The organism is Streptomyces genisteinicus, from assembly GCF_014489615.1.
In the GTDB taxonomy this organism is placed as follows: Bacteria; Actinomycetota; Actinomycetes; order Streptomycetales; family Streptomycetaceae; genus Streptomyces; species Streptomyces genisteinicus.
The window spans coordinates 5,278,946-5,299,365 of record NZ_CP060825.1 but is presented as its reverse complement, the minus strand read 5'-3'; the positions used below and the strand labels follow the sequence as shown (position 1 = coordinate 5,299,365).

Here is a 20,420-nt window from a genome sequence, read left to right as displayed (position 1 = left end):
CCCGGGCGCCCGCACGACCCGCGGGGCCCGCTCAGCGCAGCCGCTGGCTGATCACCTTGGAGACGCCGTCGCCCTGCATGGAGACGCCGTACAGCGCGTCGGCGACCTCCATCGTGCGCTTCTGATGGGTGATCACGATGAGCTGGGAGCTCTCCTGGAGCTCCTGCATGATCCGGATCAGTCGCTGGAGGTTGGTGTCGTCGAGCGCCGCCTCGACCTCGTCCATCACGTAGAAGGGGCTGGGCCTCGCCTTGAAGATCGAGACGAGCATGGCCACGGCCGTCAGCGAGCGCTCGCCGCCCGACAGCAGCGACAGGCGCTTGACCTTCTTGCCCGGGGGCCGCGCCTCCACGTCCACTCCGGTGGTCAGCATGTTGTCCGGGTCGGTGAGCACCAGCCGCCCCTCACCGCCCGGGAAGAGCCGCGAGAACACACCCTCGAACTCGCGTGCGGTGTCCCGGTAGGCCTCCGTGAACACCTGCTCCACCCGCTCGTCGACCTCCTTCACCACCTGGAGCAGATCGGCCCGTGTCTTCTTCAGGTCCTCCAGCTGCTCCGACAGGAACTGATGACGCTCCTCCAGCGCCGAGAACTCCTCCAGAGCCAGCGGATTCACCTTCCCGAGCTGCTGGTACGCCCGTTCGGCCGAGCGGAGCCGCTTCTCCTGCTCCACGCGGACGAACGGGCGCGGCAGATTGCGCGGGTGCTCCGGGTCCTCCGGCAGCTCCTCGCCCTCGGCAGGCGGCGACGGCGGTACGAGCCGGCCGGGGCCGTACTCGGAAACCAGGCCCGCCGGCTCCACCCCCAGCTCCTCCAGCGCCCTGGTCTCCAGCTGCTCGATCCTCATCCGCTTCTCCGCGCCGAGCACCTCGCCTCGGTGCACCGAGTCGGTCAGCTTGTCCAGCTCGGCCTTCAGGTCACGGCCTGCGGACCGCGCGGCCGTCAGCTCCGTCTCGCGCTCCGCCTTCGCGGCCTCGGCGGCGGCACGTTCCGCCTCCGCCCGGACCAGTGACACCTCGACATGGGCGAGCAGCTGGCGGGCTCCGCTCGCCACCGCTCCCGCGACCTGCGCCTCGTGACGCATCCGCGCCCGCAGCTGCTCCGCGCGGGCCCGTGCCTCGCGCTCGGCGCGGGCTCCGCGGTCGAGGGCGTCCGCCCTTCCCGCGAGCCCCTTCACCCGCTCCTCGTGCGTACGGACCTGGAGGCGGGCCTCCATCTCGGTCTGCCGCGCGTTGGCCCCGTCCGCCGCGAGCCGGTCGCGGACATGGGTGTCGGGCTCCTCCTCGACGGGAGTCTCCTCGGCCACCAGCAGACGCTCGGCCAGCTCCTCGGCCTCCTCGCGCGCCCGTTCCAGGGCCTCCTGCGCCCGCGCCGCGGCGGCCCCCGCCCGCTCCGCCTCGCCCGCGGCGCCCCTCGCCTGCCCCGCGAGCCTGCCGAGCTGCCCCGAGACGCTCGACTTCTCCCGCTCGGCCGCGCGCCTGCGCTCCCCCAGCTCGTCCACGAGCGCGGCGGCGGCGCTCCGGCGTGCGGCGGCCTCCCGCTGGACGCCGGTCAGCCGCGCGCACCTCTCGTCGAGCTGGTCGAGCTCGGCGGCCGCCTCGTCGACGGAGGCCTGCACCTCCAGCAGGCTCGGCGCACCGGCCGAGCCGCCCTGGGCGAAGTGGGCCCCGACCACATCGCCCTCGGCGGTGACCGCGGTCAGCTCCGGCCTGGCGTGGACCAGGTCCTCGGCGTCCTCCAGCGTGCCGACGACGACCGTGCCCCGCAGCAGCCGGCGCACGGCCGGCATCAGGTCGTCGGGCCCCGCGACCAGTCGCGCCGCGTACGGATGGCCGCCCGCACCCTCCCCCTCCGGGAGATGCCCGTCCTCGCCGGCCCCCGCGAGCAGCAGCGCCGCCCGCCCGCCGTCCTGCTTGCGCAGCAGCCGGATCGCCTCCGCCGCCGTGGCGGTGCCGGTGACCGCGACGGCGTCCGCCGCGGCGCCGAGTGCCGCGGCGACCGGGATCTCGTACCCGGGCGTCACGGTCAGCAGCTCCGCGGCCGGGCCCAGCAGTCCGCCGAGCCGGTCGCCCGCCCCGAGGAGCACGCCCGTGCCGTCCTTGCGGCGCAGCCCGAGCGCGAGGGCCTCGCGCCGGGCGGCGACGGCGGCACGGCGGCGTTCGGCCGAGGTGAGTTCCTCGCGGGCGGCGGTGAGGGCCGACTCCGCCGCGGCCAGGTCCCGCTTGGCCGCCTCGTGCTCGCCGGCAAGGGCCGAGTCGTCCGCGTCCAGCCCGTCGACCTCGGCCTTCAGCGCCTCGTACTCCTCCTGGGCCGCGACGGCCCGCTCCTGCGCCTCGTCCCGGGCGGCGGCCAGCCGGTCGATCTCGGCCTGCGCCGACGCCGCACGCGAACGGGCCGCGTTGACCTGCCCGTTCAGTCGCGCCAGCCCCTCGCGCCGGTCGGCGATGGCCCGTGCGACGTCCCTGAGCCTGCGCTCCTCCACGGTGAGCTGCCGCTCCAGCTCGGCGCGGTGCTCCACCGTGTCCTCCAGGGCGCGCTCAGCGGCCTCGAGGGCAGCGGCGAGTTCGGCCTCCTGCTCCCTGACCCGGGCGGCCTCGCGCTCCATGTCCTCCGGGTCCCGGCCGCGCCGCTCCTCGGCCGGCCGGTCGGTGGCGCTCCTGACCCGGGCGTCGGCCAGGGAGACGGTGCCGCGGACCCGTTCGGCGAGCTGCGAGAGGTCGTAGAAGTTCTGCTGCGCGCGGGTCAGCCGCGGAGCCAGCCGGCGCACCTCGTCCTCCAGCGCGGCCTCCCGTGCCAGCGCCGCCTTCAGTTCGGCCTCGGCGCTCTCCTTGCGCCGCTTGAGCTCGGCCTCGTCGGCGATCTCCGTGTGCAGCGCCTCGCGCAGCCGCACCAGGTCGTCGGCGAGGAGGCGCAGCCGGGCGTCGCGGAGGTCGGCCTGGATGACGGCGGCCCGGCGGGCGACTGCCGCCTGGCGTCCCAGCGGCTTGAGCTGGCGCCGCAGTTCGTCGGTCAGGTCCTGCACGCGCGCCAGGTTGGCCTGCATGGCATCCAGTTTCCGCAGCGCCTTCTCCTTGCGCTTGCGGTGCTTGAGGACACCCGCGGCCTCCTCGATGAAGGCCCGGCGGCCCATCGGGTCGGCGTGCAGCACGGAGTCGAGCTGGCCCTGACCGACGATCACGTGCATCTCGCGGCCGATGCCGGAGTCGGAGAGCAGGTCCTGGATGTCGAGCAGCCGGCAGGTGTCCCCGTTGATCTGGTACTCGCTGCCGCCGTTGCGGAACATGATCCGCGTGATGGTGACCTCGGCGTACTCGATGGGCAGCGCGCCGTCGGAGTTGTCGATGGTCAGGGAGACCTCGGCACGGCCGAGCGGCGGACGCCCGGTCGTCCCGGCGAAGATGACGTCCTCCATCTTGCCGCCGCGCAGCGACTTGGCGCCCTGCTCGCCCATGACCCAGGAGAGCGCGTCGACCACGTTGGACTTGCCGGAGCCGTTGGGACCGACGACACAGGTGATGCCCGGTTCGAAGCGCAGTGTCGTGGCGGACGCGAAGGATTTGAACCCGCGCAGGGTCATGGCCTTGAGGTGCACGCCGCCGGACTCTACCTTTCACTCACGGTTTCACCACTGAACGCGCAGGGCACATCATGCGGTAAGGACGCACGCACGGGGGTGGCACTGGCGGGCAGATGGGGGCGGCAAAGAAAGAAGGGACGCCGGAGGCGTCCCTTGCATATCCTGGTGCGCGATGAAGCTCCGGCAGCGCCCTGACTCAGGTGAGAGCGGGCTCCGCCTGAGGCACGTCGATGTCGATGCCTTCGAGCAGCGACTCTGCCGGGTGCTGAGCGACGGCGGCGCTGAGCGCGTCCTTCTCGGTCTGGATCCGTACGAGCTCGGATTCCAGATCCTGGACGCGCTGCTGAAGCCGTCGCATCTCGGCGAGGAGTCGCGGGTCGGAACCGCCGACGTAACCGAGAAGCGCCTTTGCCATGATGGATGGTCCTCCACAATGAGTGACCGACCGATGCGGTGCGGTGTGGGTCGTGAGGGATTCGCACCCGCGGTTCCGGCTGTGCTACTTGTCCTGCTCGTGATGCCTGCGATCGCACTGCCGGACAGCTGTGGTGCGCGGGGATTCCAGCGTCTCACCAAAAAGTTTGACGGTCAACACGATCACGCCCCGTATCGGCGGGCGGCCCGGGGGCGTACGGCCGCTCGGAACGCGGCGGTGCCTGACCTGCGGGGCCCTGGGGGCGTGGCGATCATCCTTCCCGCCGCAGCCTGGCACGGCAAGCCCTTCTTGGCAACCACCAGGCGCTTTCCTCTTCCGGCGAACGTCCGGCGCGGTCACCGAGCGTCCTTCGGGGCCCCCCGGAGAGCGACCCCGCAGGGTCCCGCTCAGCGGATCGCGAAGTCCGGATATCCGCCCCGGGGCGTGGCCCAGATCTCAGTGACGCCGTCGACCTGTCCGGGAGTGTCGCCGGAGCAGAGCCAGTCCAGCAGACGGTGGCAATTCTCACGCGGGCCCTCGGCGACGATCTGCACCCGGCCGTCGTCCAGGTTCAGGGCGAAGCCGCGCAGGCCGCCGATCGCCATGGCGTTCTCCCTGGTGAACCAGCGGAAGCCCACTCCCTGTACCCGGCCGCGTACCCACGCGGTGAGTCGCGCATCGTCGTTCATGAGTGCACGGTAACCGGCCGAATGCGGACGGATCACATCGCCCCGGCTGCCCCATGGCGTACAGTCCGGACGCACCGAGCTCACTCGTACGGGTGAGCTCGGGACGATGTCCGGCGGCACCGGCGACGGCGCCGCGAACCAGGAAGGCACAGCAGATGGGTCGCCATCGACGCTCCGCAGGCGCCCCCGTCTCCGCAGAGCATGCGGACGGGTCGGCACGCCGGCACCGCGGCGCGCGCCGGAAGCGGGCGGGCCTGCCCGTGAAGACCGGGCTGCTCGGCGCCTCCGCCGCCATGGCCGTCGGCGCCGTGGCCGTCACCACCGGGCTCGTCCCCGGCGGTGACACGTACACCATCGGCTCCTCCGGCAGCGACTCCCCCGCGGAGATACGCACCGAGGGGCCGTCGCGGCTCCAGACGCAGGGCGGCGCGAGCGCCTCCCCTACCGACGAGGCGTCGCCGTCGCCGAGCCGCACGGCAGAGCCCTCCACAAGCCCGTCGAAGCCGCCGGCGAAGACCCCCTCGGCCACGCCGTCGGAGAAGCCCGCCGAGAAGACCCGTGAGGCAAAGAAGTCCGAGGCCCCCGCGGCGAAGCGGACCGCGCCCGCCCCGGCCCGCGAGAAGGCTCCCGCTCCCGCGCCCTCCACCGCACGGCCCGCCCCGACCACCGCCGCGCCCTCGGGCGCCGCGGCAGCGGAGGCCGCCGTGCTCGGTCTGGTCAACGAGGAGCGCGCGCAGGTCGGCTGCGCACCGGTCAAGGCGAGCACCTCGCTGGCGAACCTGGCCCGCGCCCACTCGACGGACATGGCCGCCCGCGGCTTCTTCGACCACACCAACCCGGACGGCGCCACGCCGTGGGACCGCGCCGACAAGGCGGGGGTCTCCGGCCTCGGCGGCGAGAACATCGCCCGCGGCCAGGCGGACGCCGGGGCCGTGATGAACGCCTGGATGCAGAGCGAGGGCCACCGGGCGAACATCCTGAACTGCGACTTCACGACGATGGGCGTCGGTGTCCACATGGGCGACGGCGGCCCGTGGTGGACGCAGAACTTCGGCTTCTGAGAAGGGCTCGACCCCGTACGCGTGGGGGCCCGGGACGGCGTCCCGGGCCCCCACGCGTACCGGTGTCCGGGCCGGTCAGTGCACCGAGAAGCCGCCGTCGACGAAGATCGACTGGCCGGTGACGTAGGCGGAGCCGCGGCCGGCGAGGAAGACCGCCGCGCCGGCGAAGTCCTCGGGCAGCCCGTTGCGGCCGATCATCGTGCGGGCCGCGAGGGCCCCGATCTTCTCGGTGTCCGACTGGAGCCGCGCGTTCAGCGGGGTCAGGACGAATCCCGGGACGAGGGTGTTGCAGGTGACCCCGTGGGGCGACCACGCCTCGGCCTGGGAACGGGCCAGGGATTCGAGGGCTCCCTTGGAGACTCCGTAGGCGCCGCTGTCCACGAACGCGCGGTGCGCCTGCTGCGAGGTGACGTGGATGATCCGCCCGAAACCGCGTGCCGCCATGCCCGGTCCGAAGCGCTGGCTCAGCAGGTGGGGCGCCTCCAGGTTCACCGCCATCGTCCGGTCCCAGACCTCGTCGTCCACCTCGCCCATGGGCGGCCGCAGGTTGATGCCGGCGTTGTTGACGAGGATGTCGGGCTCGCCGTAGACCGCTGCCGCCTTCTCGGCCGCCGCGCGCACCCCGTCCCGGGTGCCGAGGTCGGCGCTGACCCAGGCGGCCCGGCAGCCGTCCGCGGTCAGTTCGTCCACGGCGGCGACGAGTTCCGCCTCCCTGCGCGCGACGATCACCACGCTCGCCCCGGCCCGTGCGAGGGCGCCGGCGATGGCCTTGCCGATACCCGAGCTGCCGCCGGTGACCACGGCCACCCGGCCGTCGAGAGCGAACAGTTCGGAGAGATAGTTCTGCGGGCTCATGCCCGCACCCTAAGGGGCCCGTCCCGCCGGGCCGCGGCCCGGGCCGGGGGTGGCACGGATCAGGGGGTGGGGCGCGGGGCGCGCTGGCAGCGCGGGCAGAAGTAGCTGGAGCGGTTCATCCAGGAGCGGCGCCGCATCGGGGTGGAGCAGCGCCGGCAGGGCTCGCCCTCGCGTCCGTAGGCGTCCAGCGAACGGTCGAAGTAACCGGACTCGCCGTTGACGTTGACGTAGAGGCTGTCGAAGGTGGTGCCGCCGACGGCGAGAGCGGCGGTCATCACCTCGCGCACATGGCCCAGCAGTTCCGCGGAGCGGGGCCGGGTGAGCGTGGCGGTGGGCCGGTCGTAGTGGAGGCGGGAGCGCCACAGCGCCTCGTCGGCGTAGATGTTGCCGACGCCGCTGATCAGGGACTGGTCGAGCAGGGCGCGCTTGACGGTCGTCCGGCGGGCGCGCAGCGCGCGGTGGAAGGCGTCGTCGTCGAAGAGCGGGTCGAGCGGGTCGCGGGCGATGTGCGCGATGACGTCGGGCAGGCCGTCGGGGGTGTTGTCGTGCACGGACAGTCCGCCGAAGGTGCGCTGGTCGACGAAGCGCAGTTCGGTCCCGAGGGCGTCGTCGAAGCGGACGCGGATCCGCAGGTGCTTCTCGTCCGGGGCGTCCGGCGGCTGCACCAGCAGCTGCCCGCTCATGCCGAGGTGGGCGAGGATCGAACTGCCGGTGTCGCCGAGCGGGAGCCAGAGGTACTTGCCGCGCCGGCAGGCGTCCGCGACCCGGTGGGTGCGCAGCCGTGCGGCGAAGTCCTCGCCGCCCGCGAGGTGGCGGCGGACGGCGCGGGGGTGCAGCACCTGGACGTCGGTGATCGTCCGGCCGGCGACCCAGGCCGCGAGACCGCGGCGGACGACTTCGACCTCGGGCAGCTCGGGCACAGGTCTCCTCGGTCGTGGCGTTCGGCGACGCCCCAGCCTACCGCCGCGGGGACGGCCGCCGGCGGGCAGCACCGAGGCCCCCCGCGGGAGCGGGGGGCCTCGGCGGCAGACGCGTGGGGAAGGCGGACGTCAGGCGGACGCCCGGTCCGTCGGCACGGAGGCGGCAGAGGTGTCGGCGGCCTCTTCGCCCGGCGTACCGTCGTCGGTGGCGGCGCCTTCGGCGGCCGCCTTGGCGCGCTCGTCCGCGGCGGCACGGATCTCCCGCCACGCGGACTCGGCCGCCTGCTGTTCGGCTTCCTTCTTGCTGCGGCCGGTACCGGTGCCGTACGAGACACCACCGACGCGGGCAGCAGCGGTGAAGGTCTTCTCGTGGTCGGGGCCGGTCTCGGTGACGAGATACTCCGGCACGCCGAGCCCCTCGGACGCGGTGAGTTCCTGGAGGCTGGTCTTCCAGTCCAGGCCCGCACCGAGGTTGGAGGACTTCTCGATCAGCGGGTCGAAGAGCCGGTGCACCAGCTCGGACGCCGCGTCGAGTCCCTGGTCGAGATAGACCGCGCCGATCACCGCTTCGAGGGTGTCGGCGAGGATGGAGGCCTTGTCCCGGCCGCCCGTGCCCTCTTCGCCCCGGCCGAGCCGGATGAACGAGCCCAGTTCGAGACCGCGCCCGACCTCCGCCAGCGCACGCGAGTTGACCACCGCGGCCCGCAGCTTGGCCAGCTGGCCCTCGGGCAGGTCGGGGTGGGTGCGGTACAGCGTGTCGGTGACCACCAGGCCGAGTACGGAGTCCCCGAGGAACTCCAGACGCTCGTTGGTGGGCAGACCGCCGTTCTCGTAGGCGTACGAGCGGTGGGTCAGCGCACGCACCAGAAGGGCGGACTCGAGCTGGTAGCCGAGCCGCCCTTCCAGAAGCGTGTGGGACGAGGCTGCGTTGACTTCCTTCACTGCGTCTGCCGTCTTCTTGGCATGGGACAGTTCAGACATCGGGCCTCTCACCAGCCGCTCAGACCTCGAGGACCTGGCGCTTGTTGTAGGTGCCGCAGCTCGGGCACGCGATGTGCTGCAGCTTCGGCTCCTGGCAACGCTCACACGAAACCAGGGTGGGGACCGCAGCCTTCCACTGCGACCGGCGGTGGCGCGTGTTGCTGCGCGACATCTTCCGCTTCGGAACAGCCACGGCTACTTCTCCTGCTTCTCGTCGACGCCCGCTTCGGCGCCGCCCATGTTGTCCTTCTCGCCGTCCTGAACGGTCTCGGCGAGTCCTTGCAGTGCCGCCCAACGGATGTCGACGGCGTCATGGTGGTGGTCCGGGTCGTCGTTCAGGTTGATTCCGCATTCGGAACACAGACCTTCACAGTCCTCCCGGCACACCGGCTGCATCGGCAGTGCGAGCACCACCGCGTCACGCAGCACGGGCTCGAGGTCGAACATGCCGTCCTCGAGATAGAGAACGTCCTCGTCCTCGTCGTCGTCGGCGGGCTCCGCTGCGCGGCCCCGCTCGTCGGCTTCGGGGTAGGAGAACATCTCCTGGAAGTCCGCGGCGACATCGAGGCGCAGCGGCTCCAGACACCTTACGCACTCCCCCTCGGCACTCGCACGGGCGGTCCCCGTGACGAGGACCCCTTCCATGACGGACTCGAGGCGGAGGTCCAGCTCCACCGGCTTGCCCTCGGGCACTCCGATGACCCCGTCGATCCCGAGGACGGCCGGGGAACCGGGTGCGTCCACCGTGCGGGAGAGGCGCTGGAGTGCACCGGGCCGCCGTCCCAGCTCGTGTGTGTCGAACACGAGAGGGTTGCGGTGGTCGAGGCGCGTGCTCACGGCTCTTCCTGCTTTCGGATCGTGGGGAGGGCGGGCCCGATGCGCGAGGCGAGCGGGCAGCCGGGATCGCGGAACTACGCGCGACCGAAGAGCCAGGATACTTCAACGGCCGCCGTAGACCCAATCCGGGCCGGTGGGCGGCCGGCGGAGCTCAGCGGCCCTGTTCGTACCGGCGCAGCTGCTCCATGTCGATCATGCTCGTGTCGAAGAGGCTGGTCTCGTCGAGCGCCGCGCCCTGCTGGGGCTGCTGGTGGGCGGCCGGGTCCTGCCGCGGGGGCGGCGGGTAGGCGTACGGGTCCGCCTGCGCGTAGCCCTGCCCGTAACCCTGCTGTCCGTAGTCCTGCTGCCCGTAGCCCTGCCCCCCGCCGTAGGGGTCCTGGGCGTACGGGTCCTGCTGCCCGTAGCCCGCGTAGGCGTCCTGCTGCTGTCCGTAGTCCGCGGCCCAGGCGCCGTGCCCGGCGGGTGCCTGGGGCTCGGCGGCGGGGGCGGGCGGATACGGCGTGTACGTCTCCTGCCCCCCGGACCGCTGCGCGGAGGCGTCCTCGGGCGCCGGCCGCCGGGCGTACGCCTCCTGCGGGGCGGACCGCGGCGTCTCGGCGATCTCCGCGAGCCCGGCCAGGTAGTCGGCGTCGCTGGTGTGCACCTGGCCGCCGGCGGCGTCCTGCGCCGCCAGGTGGGCGCTCAGGTCGTCCGCGGCGGTCCTGCCGTGCAGCTTCTGCCGGCCGCGGCCGACGGCGTCCAGGGTCTTGGAGAGGACGGCCTCGAAGGCTCCGAGCTTGGCGTCCACGTAGTCGTCGGCCCGCCGGACCAGGGTCTGCGGGTCGCTGCTGTGCTCCGGGGCGTCCTCGTCGGCGTGGCCCTGCTCGTCGAGTCCCGGCCCCCGGCCGAGGAGCTTCTCGCGGCCGCGGTCGACGGAGCCGATGGTCTTGGTGAGCACGACCTCGAAGTTCGCCAGCTTGGAGTCGACGTAGTCGTCGGCCTCCGCACGGATCTCCTCGGCCTCGCGGCGGGCGTCCTCCAGGATGCGGTCCGCCTCCTCCCGGGACTGGCGGGCGACCTGGGTGTCGGAGACGAGGGAGCCGCGCTCGGCGTGGGCGGAGGAGATGATCCGCTCGGCCTCCTGGCGCGCCTGCTCCACCATCTGCTCACGGCCGCCGATGAGTTCCCGGGCCTGGGCGAGCGAGCCGGGCAGCGCCTCGCGCACCTCGTCCAGCAGGGTCAGCAGTTCGGCGCGGTTGACCACGCAGGAGGCCGACATGGGCATCGACCGGGCGCTCGTGAGCGTCTCCACGATCTCGTCGAGCTTCTTCTGCACATCCACGGTGGTTCGCCACTCTCTCCCTGAAGACCCTTGGTGTCCGGCGAGGGACGGCACGACTGTACGGGCAGTCGCCGCCGCTCCGACAGCGGATGACGCCCCGTCAGCCCTGCCGGCGGTCAGCCGCGTTCGGCGAGCCGCCCGGCCAGGGCCCGGTGGACCGGCTCGGGCAGCAGGTGGGAGACGTCGCCGCCCCAGGCCGCGACCTCCTTCACCAGGCTGGAGGAGAGGAAGCTGTACGTCGGGTTCGTCGGCACGAAGAGCGTCTCGACACCGGAGAGCCCGTTGTTCATCTGGGCCATCTGGAGCTCGTAGTCGAAGTCGCTGACCGCCCGCAGGCCCTTGACGATGGCCGGGATGTCGCGCTCCTTGCAGAAGTCCACGAGGAGGCCGTGGTGGGACTCCACGACGACGTTCCCGTAGTCGCTCGTCACCTCGCGGATGAGCGCCATGCGCTCGTCCACCGTGAACAGGCCCTGCTTGGACTGATTGATCATCACCGCGACGTGCACGACGTCGTACAGCTTGGAGGCGCGGGCGATGATGTCGAGGTGTCCGTTGGTGATGGGGTCGAACGACCCCGGACAGACTGCGCGGCGCAACTGATGTCCCTCGCTCTCCGGTCCGGTCATGGTGCGTCTTCGCACGTAGAGGCGGCGCGACCGTACCAAAGCGTGCCTTCGCCGTAGCGACGGGCCCGCACCGCGTCGAAGCCGGCCGGCCAGTCGAACTCCCCGCCTCTGGTGCTGCGCTCCACGGTGGCGACCGCATCGTCGGCGAGCCAGCCCCCACGGCGGAGTGTGAGGAGGATCTCCCGAAGATCGTCGTCGGTGACCGCGTACGGCGGGTCGAGGAAGACGATGTCGTACGGCTCCTGGGGGGCGGGCCCGGCGACGATCTGCTCGGCCCGGCCGGCCCGCACCTCGGCCCCCGGCAGGCCCAGCGCACGGGCGTTCTCCCGGACCGTGCGGACGGCCCGGGCGTCGGCCTCGACGAGCAGCGCGTGGACCGCCCCGCGGGAGAGGGCCTCCAGGCCGACGGCGCCGGAGCCGGCGTAGAGGTCGGCGACGCGGACACCGGTGAGCGTGCCCAGCTGGGCCTCCCAGCTGGAGAAGAGGCCTTCGCGGGCGCGGTCGGAGGTGGGGCGGGTGCCGTTGCCCGGCGGTACCGCCAGGCGGCGTCCGCCGGCTGCACCGGCGATCACGCGGGTCATGGAGGGCCTTCCTGTGGGGCTCGTGGTGTGCGGTGGTGTCCTCAGTGTCTCCCAGCGGCCGTCCGGCGGCCGCGCCGCCCGGTGCCGTCAGCCCTTGTCGAGGTACTGCTCGCGCTCCTCGTCCAGCAGGGCGTCCAGCGCGGTCCGCAGACCGGGCAGGCTCTCCAGCCCCGGGTCGGTGCGCACCAGCGCGGTGGCCTCCTCACGGGCGGCGGCGATGACCTCCTCGTCCTCGATGACGGCGAGCATCCGCAGGCTGGAGCGCACGCCGGACTGGGCCTGGCCCAGCACGTCGCCCTCGCGGCGCTGCTCCAGGTCGATCCGGGAGAGCTCGAAGCCGTCGAGGGTGGCGGCGACCGCGCCGAGCCGGGCACGCGCCGGACTCGCCTCGGGCGCCTCGGTGACCAGCAGGCACAGCCCGGGGGCGGACCCGCGGCCGACCCGGCCGCGCAGCTGGTGGAGCTGGGAGACGCCGAAGCGGTCCGCGTCCATGATCACCATGGCGGTGGCGTTGGGGACGTTCACGCCGACCTCGATGACGGTGGTGGCGACGAGCACGTCCGCGTCGCCCGCGGCGAAGGCGCGCATCACCGCGTCCTTGTCCTCCGGGGCCATTCGTCCGTGCAGGACCTCGACGCGCAGGCCGGCGAGCGGACCGGCGGCGAGCTGCTGCGCGATCTCCAGGACGGCGAGCGGCGGGCGCTTCTCCGCGTCGTCCGGGCCCTGCTTCCTCCCGGCCGCCTTCTCCTCCTCGTCGTCGCCGATGCGCGGGCAGACCACGTACGCCTGGTGTCCGCCGGACACCTCCTCGCGCACCCGGTCCCAGGCGCGGGCGAGGAAGTGCGGCTTGTCGGCGGCGGGCACCACGTGGCTGGCGATCGGCGAACGGCCGGCGGGCAGCTGGTCGAGGACGGAGGTCTCCAGGTCGCCGAAGACCGTCATGGCGACGGTGCGCGGGATGGGGGTGGCGGTCATCACCAGCAGGTGCGTCGGCTGCTTGCCCTTGGAGCGCAGCGCGTCGCGCTGTTCGACGCCGAAGCGGTGCTGCTCGTCGACGACGACCAGGCCCAGGTCGTGGAACTTGACCTTGTCCTCGATCAGGGCGTGGGTGCCGATCACGACGCCGGCCTCGCCGGTCACCAGGTCGAGAAGCGCCTGGCGCCGGGCGGCGGCCCCCATGGAGCCGGTGAGCAGGACCACCTTGGTGGCGTGTTCGGCGCCGCCCAGCATGCCTCCCTCGGCGAGCTCGCCCATCATCTCGACGATCGAGCGGTGGTGCTGCTGGGCCAGGACCTCCGTCGGCGCGAGCATCGCGGCCTGGCCGCCCGCGTCGACGACGGCGAGCATGGCGCGCAGCGCGACCATGGTCTTCCCCGAGCCGACCTCGCCCTGGAGCAGCCGGTGCATGGGGTGCTCGGTCGCCAGGTCGTCGAAGATCTCCTTGCTGACCTTGCGCTGGCCGTCGGTGAGGGTGAACGGCAGCCGGGCGTCGAAGGCGTCCAGCATGCCGCCGGGGACGGGACGGCGGGGGGCGGCGGGCAGCTGGGTGTCGGCGAACCTCCGGCGGGCGAGGGCGACCTGGAGGACGAACGCCTCGTCCCACTTGAGCCGGTCCCGCGCCTCGTCGACGTCGGCCTTGGTGCGCGGCCGGTGGATCTTCCGCAGCGCTTCGGGGAGCGGGACCAGGCCCCGGCCGTCGCGGAGGGCGGCGGGCAGCGGGTCGACCGCGTCGGCGGCCCGGTCCAGCACCGCGTCGACGGCCTTGGAGATCTTCCAGGACTCCAGCTGCTTGCAGGCCGGGTAGATCGGGATCAGCCGGCCGGCGAAGGCGTCGACGGCATCGGCCGCGCTCGCCTCGCCGGACAGCGGTTCGTAGGCCGGGTGGGACAGCTGGAGCTTGCGGTTGAACATCGACACCTTGCCGGCGAACATCGCGCGGGTGCCGGGCAGCAGGTCCTTCTGGGGCTTGTGCACGCCCTTGCCGAAGAAGACGAGCTGGAGCCGGCCGTAGCCGTCGGTGATGGTCACCTCCAGCCGTCTGCCGCGCCCCTGGTTGAACGTGAGCACCCGGGCGTCGGCGACCTGGGCGACCACGGTGACGTGCTCGTCGAGGGGCAGTTCGGCGAGCGAGGTCAGCTCGCCGCGCTCCGCGTACCGCCGGGGGTAGTGGTGCAGCAGGTCGCCGAGGGTGTGGAGGTCGAGATGCTCGGCCATCACCTTGGCGGTGGCGGCTCCGAGCGCGTTCTTGAGTGGTTCGTCGAGCGCGGGCACGCCCTCCATTGCACACCACGCCGCCGACACTCGTCGGCGGCCGGGCCCGCCCGGCCCCCGGCGGACCGCTCCGGGGGCGGCTATTCCACGCCGATGAGCAGCGGCGCGGCGCCGCCGCCGTCGTAGGTGACGGTGTCCACGGCCAGGTGCGTGTCGCGCACATGGGCCTCCAGCCGGACGGCCAGCTCCGCGGGTGTCGCGTCCCCGAGGACCAGGGTGACGAGTTCCCCGCCGGAGGAGAGCATGCGGTCCAGGACCGCGACGGCGGTGCCGGTGACGTCCTGGCCGATGACGGCGACATCCCCGTCGATGAGCCCGAGCACGTCCCCGGCCTGGCACACGCCCGCGGAGGTCCACGACTGCCGTTCCGCGACGGCGAGTTCGGCGCACCGGGTCGCGCCGGCCGCCGCGGTCATGGCGACCACGTCCTCGTCGAAGCTGCGGTCCGCCTCGTGCACGGCGAGCGCGGCGATTCCCTGGACGGGTGAGCGGGTCGGGATGAGGGCGACGCGCATGCCCTCGGCGCGGGCCTGTTCCGCGGCGGCCGCCGCGGTGTGGCGCAGCAGCGGGTCGTTGGGCAGCAGCACGACCTCGCGGGCGTGCGCCCGGCGGATGGCGTCGACCAGTTCGCCGCTGGCCGGGGGCTCCCCGGGGCGGGTGGGCACGGTGGTCGCCCCGGCCTCGGCGCACAGCGCGGGGAGACCGGCTCCGGGCACCACGGCGACGACGGCGCGCTGGGCCTGCTCCCGGGCGGCGGGGACGGCCGCGGCGCCGAAGTGCGTGATCCGGATCCGGTACGGCCGGCCGGCCTCGACGCCCGCCTCCACGGCGGCGCCCGCGTCGTCGACGTGGACGTGGACGTTCCAGAGGCCGTCGCCGCCGACGACGACGAGGGAGTCGCCGAGGGCGTCCAGCCGTTCGCGCAGCGCGGCCACGGCTCCGGCCTCGGCCTCCAGCAGGTAGATCACCTCGAAGGCGGGCCCCGCGGCGTCGCACGGGCCGGGCTCCTGGGGGAGCGGCCTCGCCGGCCGCCCGGTTCCGAAGGCGGGCGGCGCCTCGCCGCACACGGCCTCGACCAGGGCGCCGAGCACGGCCAGCAGACCGCGGCCGCCCGCGTCCACCACGCCGGCGCGCCCCAGGACCTCCAGCTGGCCGGGGGTGGCGTCCAGGGCGGCCCGGGCGCCCGCGTAGGCGGCGCGGCAGACGTCCGCCGGTGCGCCTGCGGCGTCCCCGGCGGCGTCCGCCGCGGCGGCGGCGACGGTGAGGATGGTGCCCTCGACGGGGTGGGCGACGGCTTCGCGGGCGAGCTCGGCGGCACGGCGCAGCGCTCCCGCGAGGTGGTCGCCGGCTTCGAGGCGTTCGGCCATGCCGCGCAGCAGCTGGGCGAGGATGGTGCCGGAGTTGCCGCGGGCGCCGATGAGGGCGCCGTGCGCCATGGCGCGCATCACGTCGGCGGACGAGGGGGCCGTGTCACGGGTCCCGTGGGCGGCGAAGACCGCTTCGACGGCCTGCGCGGCGGACTCGGCGGTGAGGTAGAGATTGGTGCCCGTGTCGCCGTCGGCGACCGGGTAGACGTTGATGGCGTCGATCTCCTCGCGTTCCCTGCCGAGGGCCTGGAGCGTCAGCGAGCACCAGGTGCGTACCGCTGCGGCGTCCATCGTCCGGTGCACCTGGTGGTCCTCCTCGGTCGGCCGTGGCGGCCGTGAGCGGCGGGCTGCACCGCAGCGTAGCGGCGGCCCTGACCTGGGGCCGGGGCGGGGCCGCGGCGACCCGTGGTAGTTTCGTATCTCCGAAGCAGTCGTTGTATGCTGCTCCGGTTGCCCGATGAGAATCGGGACTTTCCCCCGGCAGGCCACTTCAGATCACTGATTCCGGCACGCCGGATTTCACTGTAAGTGCATCTGAAGTCTTTGGAGTGACCCGTGGCTGCCAACTGCGACGTCTGCGGCAAGGGGCCGGGCTTCGGCAACAACATTTCGCACTCGCACCGCCGTACGTCTCGTCGCTGGAACCCGAACATCCAGCGTGTGCGTGCCGTGGTCGGTCGGACGCCGAAGCGGCTCAACGTCTGCACCTCGTGCATCAAGGCCGGCAAGGTCTCGCGCTAAGTGATGCTCCCCGCTTCGGCGGGGAAGATCCCGCCGACGTTTCGTCGTAGCGCAGCCCCTGCGGTTGCCTTGAAAAGCCGGTCCACCTCGGTGGACCGGCTTTTTGCCGTGCCCGGGTGCCCCCGGGCGGGGTCCGTCAGCGGCTCCGCCAGCCGTGGTCGACCGGTCCGATGCCCGTTCCGAGCGCGAATCCGGCCGCTATCGCCCCGGTGACGTACTCCTTGGCTCCGCCTACCGCGTCGGGGACGGACAGGCCCTTGGCGAGCCCGGACGCGACGGCCGACGCGAGGGTGCAGCCCGTGCCGTGGGTGTGGCGGTTGTCGAGGCGCGGTGCGCGCAGCCAGTGCTCGGCGGCGCCGTCGGTGAGCAGGTCGACGGCGTCCCCGTCGAGATGACCGCCCTTGATCAGCGCCCAGCGCGGCCCGAAGGCGAGCACCGCGTCCGCGGCACGGCGCATTCCGCTCTCGTCGCGCACCTCGATCCCGGTGAGCTGCGCCACCTCGTCGAGGTTGGGGGTGGCGACCGTCGCCAGCGGCAGCAGTTCGGTGCGCACCGAGTCCAGGGCGGAGGCGGCGAGCAGCGGGTCGCCGTGCTTGGAGACGCCGACGGGGTCGACGACCACGGGCACGCCGATGCCGGCGAGCAGCCCGGCGACGGCGGAGACCAGCGGCGCGGACGCGAGCATGCCGGTCTTCACGGCCTGGACGCCGATGTCGTCGACGACGCTGCGGTACTGGGCCTCGACCGCCTCGACGGGCAGCTCCCACGCGCCCTGGACGCCCTGGGAGTTCTGGGCGGTGACGGCGGTGAGCACGCTCATGCCGTGCACGCCGAGGGCCAGCATCGTCTTCAGGTCGGCCTGGATGCCGGCACCGCCGCCGGAGTCGGAGCCGGCGACGGTGAGCACGCGCGGGGGTGTCTGCATGCCCGCGAATCTACTGCCCGCGCGTCACCGGCCGGCGGGCCGGTTCCCGTCCTCGATGTCGCCGAAGTGGTCCCAGCCGCTCTTGGCGGTCCAGGGGGCGCCGTCCACGGTCACCTGCGGCAGCGCCGACGGGTTGAGCACCTCGCCGATCACCTTCCAGCGCGCGGGGAGTTTGGCGTCCGGCGGGAAGGTGGCGACGATCGCGTGGTCCTCGCCGCCGGTGAGCACCCACTGGAGCGGGTCGACGCCGACGGCCTGGCCGATGTCGCTCATCTGCGAGGGGATGTCGATGAGTCCGGAGCGCAGGTCGATGCGGACCTTGCTGGCCTCGGCGATGTGGCCGAGGTCGGCGACGAGTCCGTCGCTGATGTCGCACATGGCGGTGGCGCCGAGCCCGGCGGCCGCCGGGCCCGCGTGGTACGGCGGTTCGGGCCTGCGGTGGGCCTCCACGAAGGCGCGCGGCGACCGGAAGCCGCGGGAGAGCACGGCGTACCCGGCGGCGGACCAGCCGAGCCAGCCGGTGTAGGCGACGACGTCGCCGGGGCGGGCGCCGCCGCGGGTGACCGGCTCGTGGTTGCGCAGGTCGCCGAGGGCCGTGATGGCGACGGTGATCAGGTCGCCGCGGACGACGTCGCCGCCGACCACGGCCGCGCCGGCGACCTGGCACTCGTCGCGGATGCCGTCCATGAGCTCGGTGGCCCAGGTGACGGGCAGTTCGGCGGGCACCACGAGGCCGAGGAGCAGAGCCGTGGGCACGGCTCCCATGGCGGCGATGTCGGCCAGGTTCTGCGCGGCGGCCTTGCGGCCGACGTCGTAGGCGGTCGACCAGTCGCGCCGGAAGTGGCGCCCTTCCAGCAGGATGTCCGTGCTCGCCACGACCCGCCGGTCGGGTGCGGTGACGACCGCGGCGTCGTCGCCGGGGCCGATCCGTACCGCCGGGGTGGAGGTGAGCCGGGAGGTGAGCTTCTCGATGAGCCCGAACTCCCCCAACTCGCCCACAGTGCCCTTCACCGAGGTTCACCTCTCCGTGTGTCCGTGGTCCTCAGGGGCGCGGCCGCGAGCCGTCGCTTGCGGTCGCGGGCCGTCACCGCCCTGGGTACCGTCAAGAGATACGTCAACTTCTGTTCTGCGTACGCCACGCTGCGGGCGGCGTCCGCCGCGAGGGTCTCCCCGTGGCCCGCGGCGACGCGATACCGTGGCGACCCTTCTCCCCGGGATCTCCCCACCGACGGTAGGGGCCGTGATCCTGCTGCCGCCCTGGAGGCTCCGTGGTACAGGCGTACATCCTCATCCAGACCGAAGTCGGCAAGGCGTCGATCGTCGCCGAGACCATCGGGAAACTCCCCGGTGTGATCCAGGCCGAGGACGTGACCGGACCGTACGACGTGATCGTGCGCGCGCAGGCCGACACGGTCGACGAGCTGGGACGCATGGTGGTCGCCAAGGTCCAGCAGGTGGACGGCATCACCCGCACCCTGACCTGCCCGGTCGTCCACCTGTAGCCCCCGTCTACGCTTGGCCGGTGACGTCCTTCGCCCGCCGGTCCCTCGCTCTGTCCGCAGCCGTGCTCGCCCTGGCCGCAGCCGCGGGCTGTTCCCCGGGCGACGCGGCCGCGCAGGTCCCGGTTCCCAGTCCCCCGGCCCAGGAGGCCGCGCTCTGCGGTGCCCTGCACGACGCCCTTCCGGACTCGGTCGCGGGGCACGGGCGCCAGGACCCCGAACCCTCGTCCGAACTGACCGCCGGCTGGGGCGATGCCGCGATCGTACTGCGCTGCGGTGTGCCCCGGCCCGACCGGATGAGCGATCCCCAGGCGCAGGGCATCGAGGTGGACGGAGTGGGCTGGATGCTGGAGGAACGCGACAGCGGGCCCCGGTTCACCACCACGTACCGCGAGACCTATGTCGAGGTGACCCTCGGCGAGGACTTCCTGCACGACGCGAGCCCGCTCACCGAGCTGGCCGGTCCCGTCGCCCGGACGGTTCCGGCCACGCTCTGAGGCGCCGGCGCCCGGCCGGGCCGGGAGGTGCCGCCCGGCCCCGGGGCGGACGGCGACCCGGGTGCGCGGCACGGTCGCCCCGGCGGGGGGTCAGCGCAGACCGGTCGGCCGCCGCAGGGCGGCCTGGATCAGCCGGTCGACCAGCTCCGTGTACTCGACTCCGCTCTCCTGCCACATGCGCGGGTACATGGAGATCGGTGTGAAGCCGGGCATGGTGTTGATCTCGTTGATGACGAACGTGCCGTCCTCGGTGAGGAAGAAGTCCGCCCGCACCAGCCCCTCGCAGGAGGCCGCGTCGAACGCCGCGACGGCGAGGCGCTGCACCTCCTCGGTCTGCTCCCCGGTCAGCGGGGCCGGCACCAGACCGGTGGCCGAGTCGATGTACTTGGCCTCGAAGTCGTAGAAGTCGTGGGACGTCACGGGCGGGATCTCCGCCGGGACGCTGGCCCGCGGGCCGTCCTCGAACTCCAGCACGCCGCACTCGATCTCGCGGCCGCGCAGCAGCGACTCGACGAGGATCTTGGGGTCGTGGCGGCGGGCCTCGGCGATCGCGTCGTCCAGGCCGGCGGGCGAGTCGACCTTGGTGATGCCCATGGACGATCCGCCGCGGGCGGGCTTCACGAAGAGCGGCCAGCCGTGCTCGCCCGCGAAGTCCACGATCTTCCTGCGCGCGGCGGCCGGGTCCAGCTCCCACTCGCGGGGGCGGACGACCTCGTAGGGGCCGACGGGCAGGCCGAAGGAGAGGAAGACGCGCTTCATGTACTCCTTGTCCTGGCCGACGGCCGAGGCGAGCACGCCGGAGCCGACGTAGGGGATGCCGGAGAGCTCCAGGAGCCCCTGGAGCGTGCCGTCCTCGCCGTAGGGCCCGTGCAGCATCGGGAAGACCACGTCGACCTCGCCCAGCGCCTTCGGCACCGCGCCGGGCTCGCTGTAGACGACCTCGCGGCTGCCGGGGTCGACGGAGAGCACCACGCCGCCCTCGTCGGACTCGGCCAGTTCGTCGACGCTGGGGGTGCGGCGGTCGGTGATGGCCATCCGCTCGGGCTCGTCGGCGGTCAGCGCCCACCGGCCGTCCCCGGTGATGCCGATCGGCAGCACGTCGTACTTGGTGCGGTCGATGGCGCGCAGCACTGCGCCGGCCGTGACCACGGAGATCCCGTGCTCGGAGCTGCGGCCGCCGAAGACGACGGCGACGCGCGGCTTGCGGAGCTGCTCTGCGGGGCTCTGGGGGAGGTTCTCGGTGCTCATATCGCG

At 73.1% G+C, this 20,420-nt stretch carries 20 protein-coding genes; 4 read left to right on the top strand and 16 right to left on the bottom strand.

Translation table 11 applies throughout. The features are described 5' to 3' along the window. Positions 1–31: 31 nt before the first annotated feature. The 3 genes from smc to IAG43_RS23090 all read right to left on the bottom strand — a co-directional run bounded on the left by smc (position 32) and on the right by IAG43_RS23090 (position 4,681). The gene (gene smc / locus IAG43_RS23100; RefSeq protein WP_187742607.1) at positions 32–3,592 is read right to left on the bottom strand and encodes a chromosome segregation protein SMC; all 3,561 of its coding nucleotides are present in this window, start codon (positions 3,590–3,592) and stop codon (positions 32–34) included. 181 nt (positions 3,593–3,773) lie between these two features. Next, positions 3,774–3,992, bottom strand: a complete 219-nt coding sequence (locus IAG43_RS23095; protein WP_187742606.1) for a hypothetical protein — start codon at positions 3,990–3,992, stop codon at positions 3,774–3,776. Positions 3,993–4,399: 407 nt separating this feature from the next. Further along, positions 4,400–4,681 carry an acylphosphatase gene (locus tag IAG43_RS23090; RefSeq protein WP_187742605.1) on the bottom strand — a complete coding sequence of 94 codons (282 nt, stop codon included), beginning with the start codon at positions 4,679–4,681 and terminating at the stop codon, positions 4,400–4,402. A 155-nt stretch (positions 4,682–4,836) separates the two neighbouring features. On the opposite strand from IAG43_RS23090, the gene IAG43_RS23085 reads away from it, so the two are divergent. Further along, a complete protein-coding gene (locus IAG43_RS23085; protein WP_187742604.1) occupies positions 4,837–5,742 on the top strand; it encodes a CAP domain-containing protein in 906 nt (301 codons plus the stop codon). A gap of 75 nt (positions 5,743–5,817) precedes the next feature. On the opposite strand, the gene IAG43_RS23080 is transcribed toward IAG43_RS23085, so the two are convergent. The 10 genes from IAG43_RS23080 to IAG43_RS23035 all read right to left on the bottom strand — a co-directional run bounded on the left by IAG43_RS23080 (position 5,818) and on the right by IAG43_RS23035 (position 15,795). Continuing rightward, positions 5,818–6,597 (bottom strand): SDR family NAD(P)-dependent oxidoreductase, encoded by a 780-nt coding sequence (locus IAG43_RS23080; RefSeq protein WP_187742603.1) that lies wholly within the window; start codon positions 6,595–6,597, stop codon positions 5,818–5,820. A 59-nt stretch (positions 6,598–6,656) separates the two neighbouring features. Continuing rightward, positions 6,657–7,517 (bottom strand): bifunctional DNA-formamidopyrimidine glycosylase/DNA-(apurinic or apyrimidinic site) lyase, encoded by an 861-nt coding sequence (gene mutM / locus IAG43_RS23075; protein ID WP_187742602.1) that lies wholly within the window; start codon positions 7,515–7,517, stop codon positions 6,657–6,659. 129 nt (positions 7,518–7,646) lie between these two features. Beyond that, a complete protein-coding gene (rnc, locus tag IAG43_RS23070) occupies positions 7,647–8,498 on the bottom strand; it encodes a ribonuclease III (RefSeq protein WP_187742601.1) in 852 nt (283 codons plus the stop codon). A 19-nt stretch (positions 8,499–8,517) separates the two neighbouring features. Continuing rightward, complete coding sequence (gene rpmF / locus IAG43_RS23065) at positions 8,518–8,691, bottom strand: 50S ribosomal protein L32 (RefSeq protein WP_003965982.1); 174 nt, start codon at positions 8,689–8,691, stop codon at positions 8,518–8,520. Positions 8,692–8,693: 2 nt separating this feature from the next. Further along, positions 8,694–9,335: a YceD family protein gene (locus IAG43_RS23060; protein WP_187742600.1), complete on the bottom strand. Its 642-nt coding sequence runs from the start codon at positions 9,333–9,335 to the stop codon at positions 8,694–8,696. Positions 9,336–9,486: 151 nt separating this feature from the next. Continuing rightward, positions 9,487–10,656: an ATP synthase subunit B family protein gene (locus IAG43_RS23055; protein ID WP_187742599.1), complete on the bottom strand. Its 1,170-nt coding sequence runs from the start codon at positions 10,654–10,656 to the stop codon at positions 9,487–9,489. A 116-nt stretch (positions 10,657–10,772) separates the two neighbouring features. After that, a complete protein-coding gene (gene coaD / locus IAG43_RS23050; protein WP_187744596.1) occupies positions 10,773–11,255 on the bottom strand; it encodes a pantetheine-phosphate adenylyltransferase in 483 nt (160 codons plus the stop codon). 26 nt (positions 11,256–11,281) lie between these two features. Continuing rightward, a complete protein-coding gene (gene rsmD, locus IAG43_RS23045) occupies positions 11,282–11,866 on the bottom strand; it encodes a 16S rRNA (guanine(966)-N(2))-methyltransferase RsmD (protein ID WP_187742598.1) in 585 nt (194 codons plus the stop codon). Positions 11,867–11,953: 87 nt separating this feature from the next. Beyond that, positions 11,954–14,146 (bottom strand): ATP-dependent DNA helicase RecG, encoded by a 2,193-nt coding sequence (recG, locus tag IAG43_RS23040; protein WP_187742597.1) that lies wholly within the window; start codon positions 14,144–14,146, stop codon positions 11,954–11,956. 71 nt (positions 14,147–14,217) lie between these two features. Then, positions 14,218–15,795, bottom strand: a complete 1,578-nt coding sequence (locus IAG43_RS23035; protein ID WP_187742596.1) for a DAK2 domain-containing protein — start codon at positions 15,793–15,795, stop codon at positions 14,218–14,220. A gap of 264 nt (positions 15,796–16,059) precedes the next feature. Between IAG43_RS23035 and rpmB the strand changes: the two genes are divergently transcribed. Next, positions 16,060–16,245: a 50S ribosomal protein L28 gene (gene rpmB, locus IAG43_RS23030; protein WP_003957616.1), complete on the top strand. Its 186-nt coding sequence runs from the start codon at positions 16,060–16,062 to the stop codon at positions 16,243–16,245. A gap of 136 nt (positions 16,246–16,381) precedes the next feature. On the opposite strand, the gene thiD is transcribed toward rpmB, so the two are convergent. After that, positions 16,382–17,170 carry a bifunctional hydroxymethylpyrimidine kinase/phosphomethylpyrimidine kinase gene (gene thiD / locus IAG43_RS23025; protein ID WP_187742595.1) on the bottom strand — a complete coding sequence of 263 codons (789 nt, stop codon included), beginning with the start codon at positions 17,168–17,170 and terminating at the stop codon, positions 16,382–16,384. A 24-nt stretch (positions 17,171–17,194) separates the two neighbouring features. Next, entirely contained in the window at positions 17,195–18,181 is a 987-nt protein-coding gene (locus tag IAG43_RS23020; RefSeq protein ID WP_187742594.1) for a thiamine-phosphate kinase, read from the bottom strand. 257 nt (positions 18,182–18,438) lie between these two features. Between IAG43_RS23020 and IAG43_RS23015 the strand changes: the two genes are divergently transcribed. Together IAG43_RS23015 and IAG43_RS23010 are read left to right on the top strand one after the other, a co-directional pair. Next, positions 18,439–18,672, top strand: coding sequence for an Lrp/AsnC family transcriptional regulator (locus IAG43_RS23015; RefSeq protein ID WP_187742593.1), 234 nt, complete (start codon positions 18,439–18,441; stop codon positions 18,670–18,672). Between the two features lie 20 nt (positions 18,673–18,692). After that, complete coding sequence (locus IAG43_RS23010; RefSeq protein ID WP_187742592.1) at positions 18,693–19,166, top strand: DUF3515 domain-containing protein; 474 nt, start codon at positions 18,693–18,695, stop codon at positions 19,164–19,166. A 90-nt stretch (positions 19,167–19,256) separates the two neighbouring features. On the opposite strand, the gene IAG43_RS23005 is transcribed toward IAG43_RS23010, so the two are convergent. Then, on the bottom strand, positions 19,257–20,414 hold the full coding sequence (locus IAG43_RS23005) for a D-alanine--D-alanine ligase family protein (protein WP_187742591.1): 1,158 nt from the start codon (positions 20,412–20,414) through the stop codon (positions 19,257–19,259). Between the last annotated feature and the right edge of the window lie 6 nt (positions 20,415–20,420).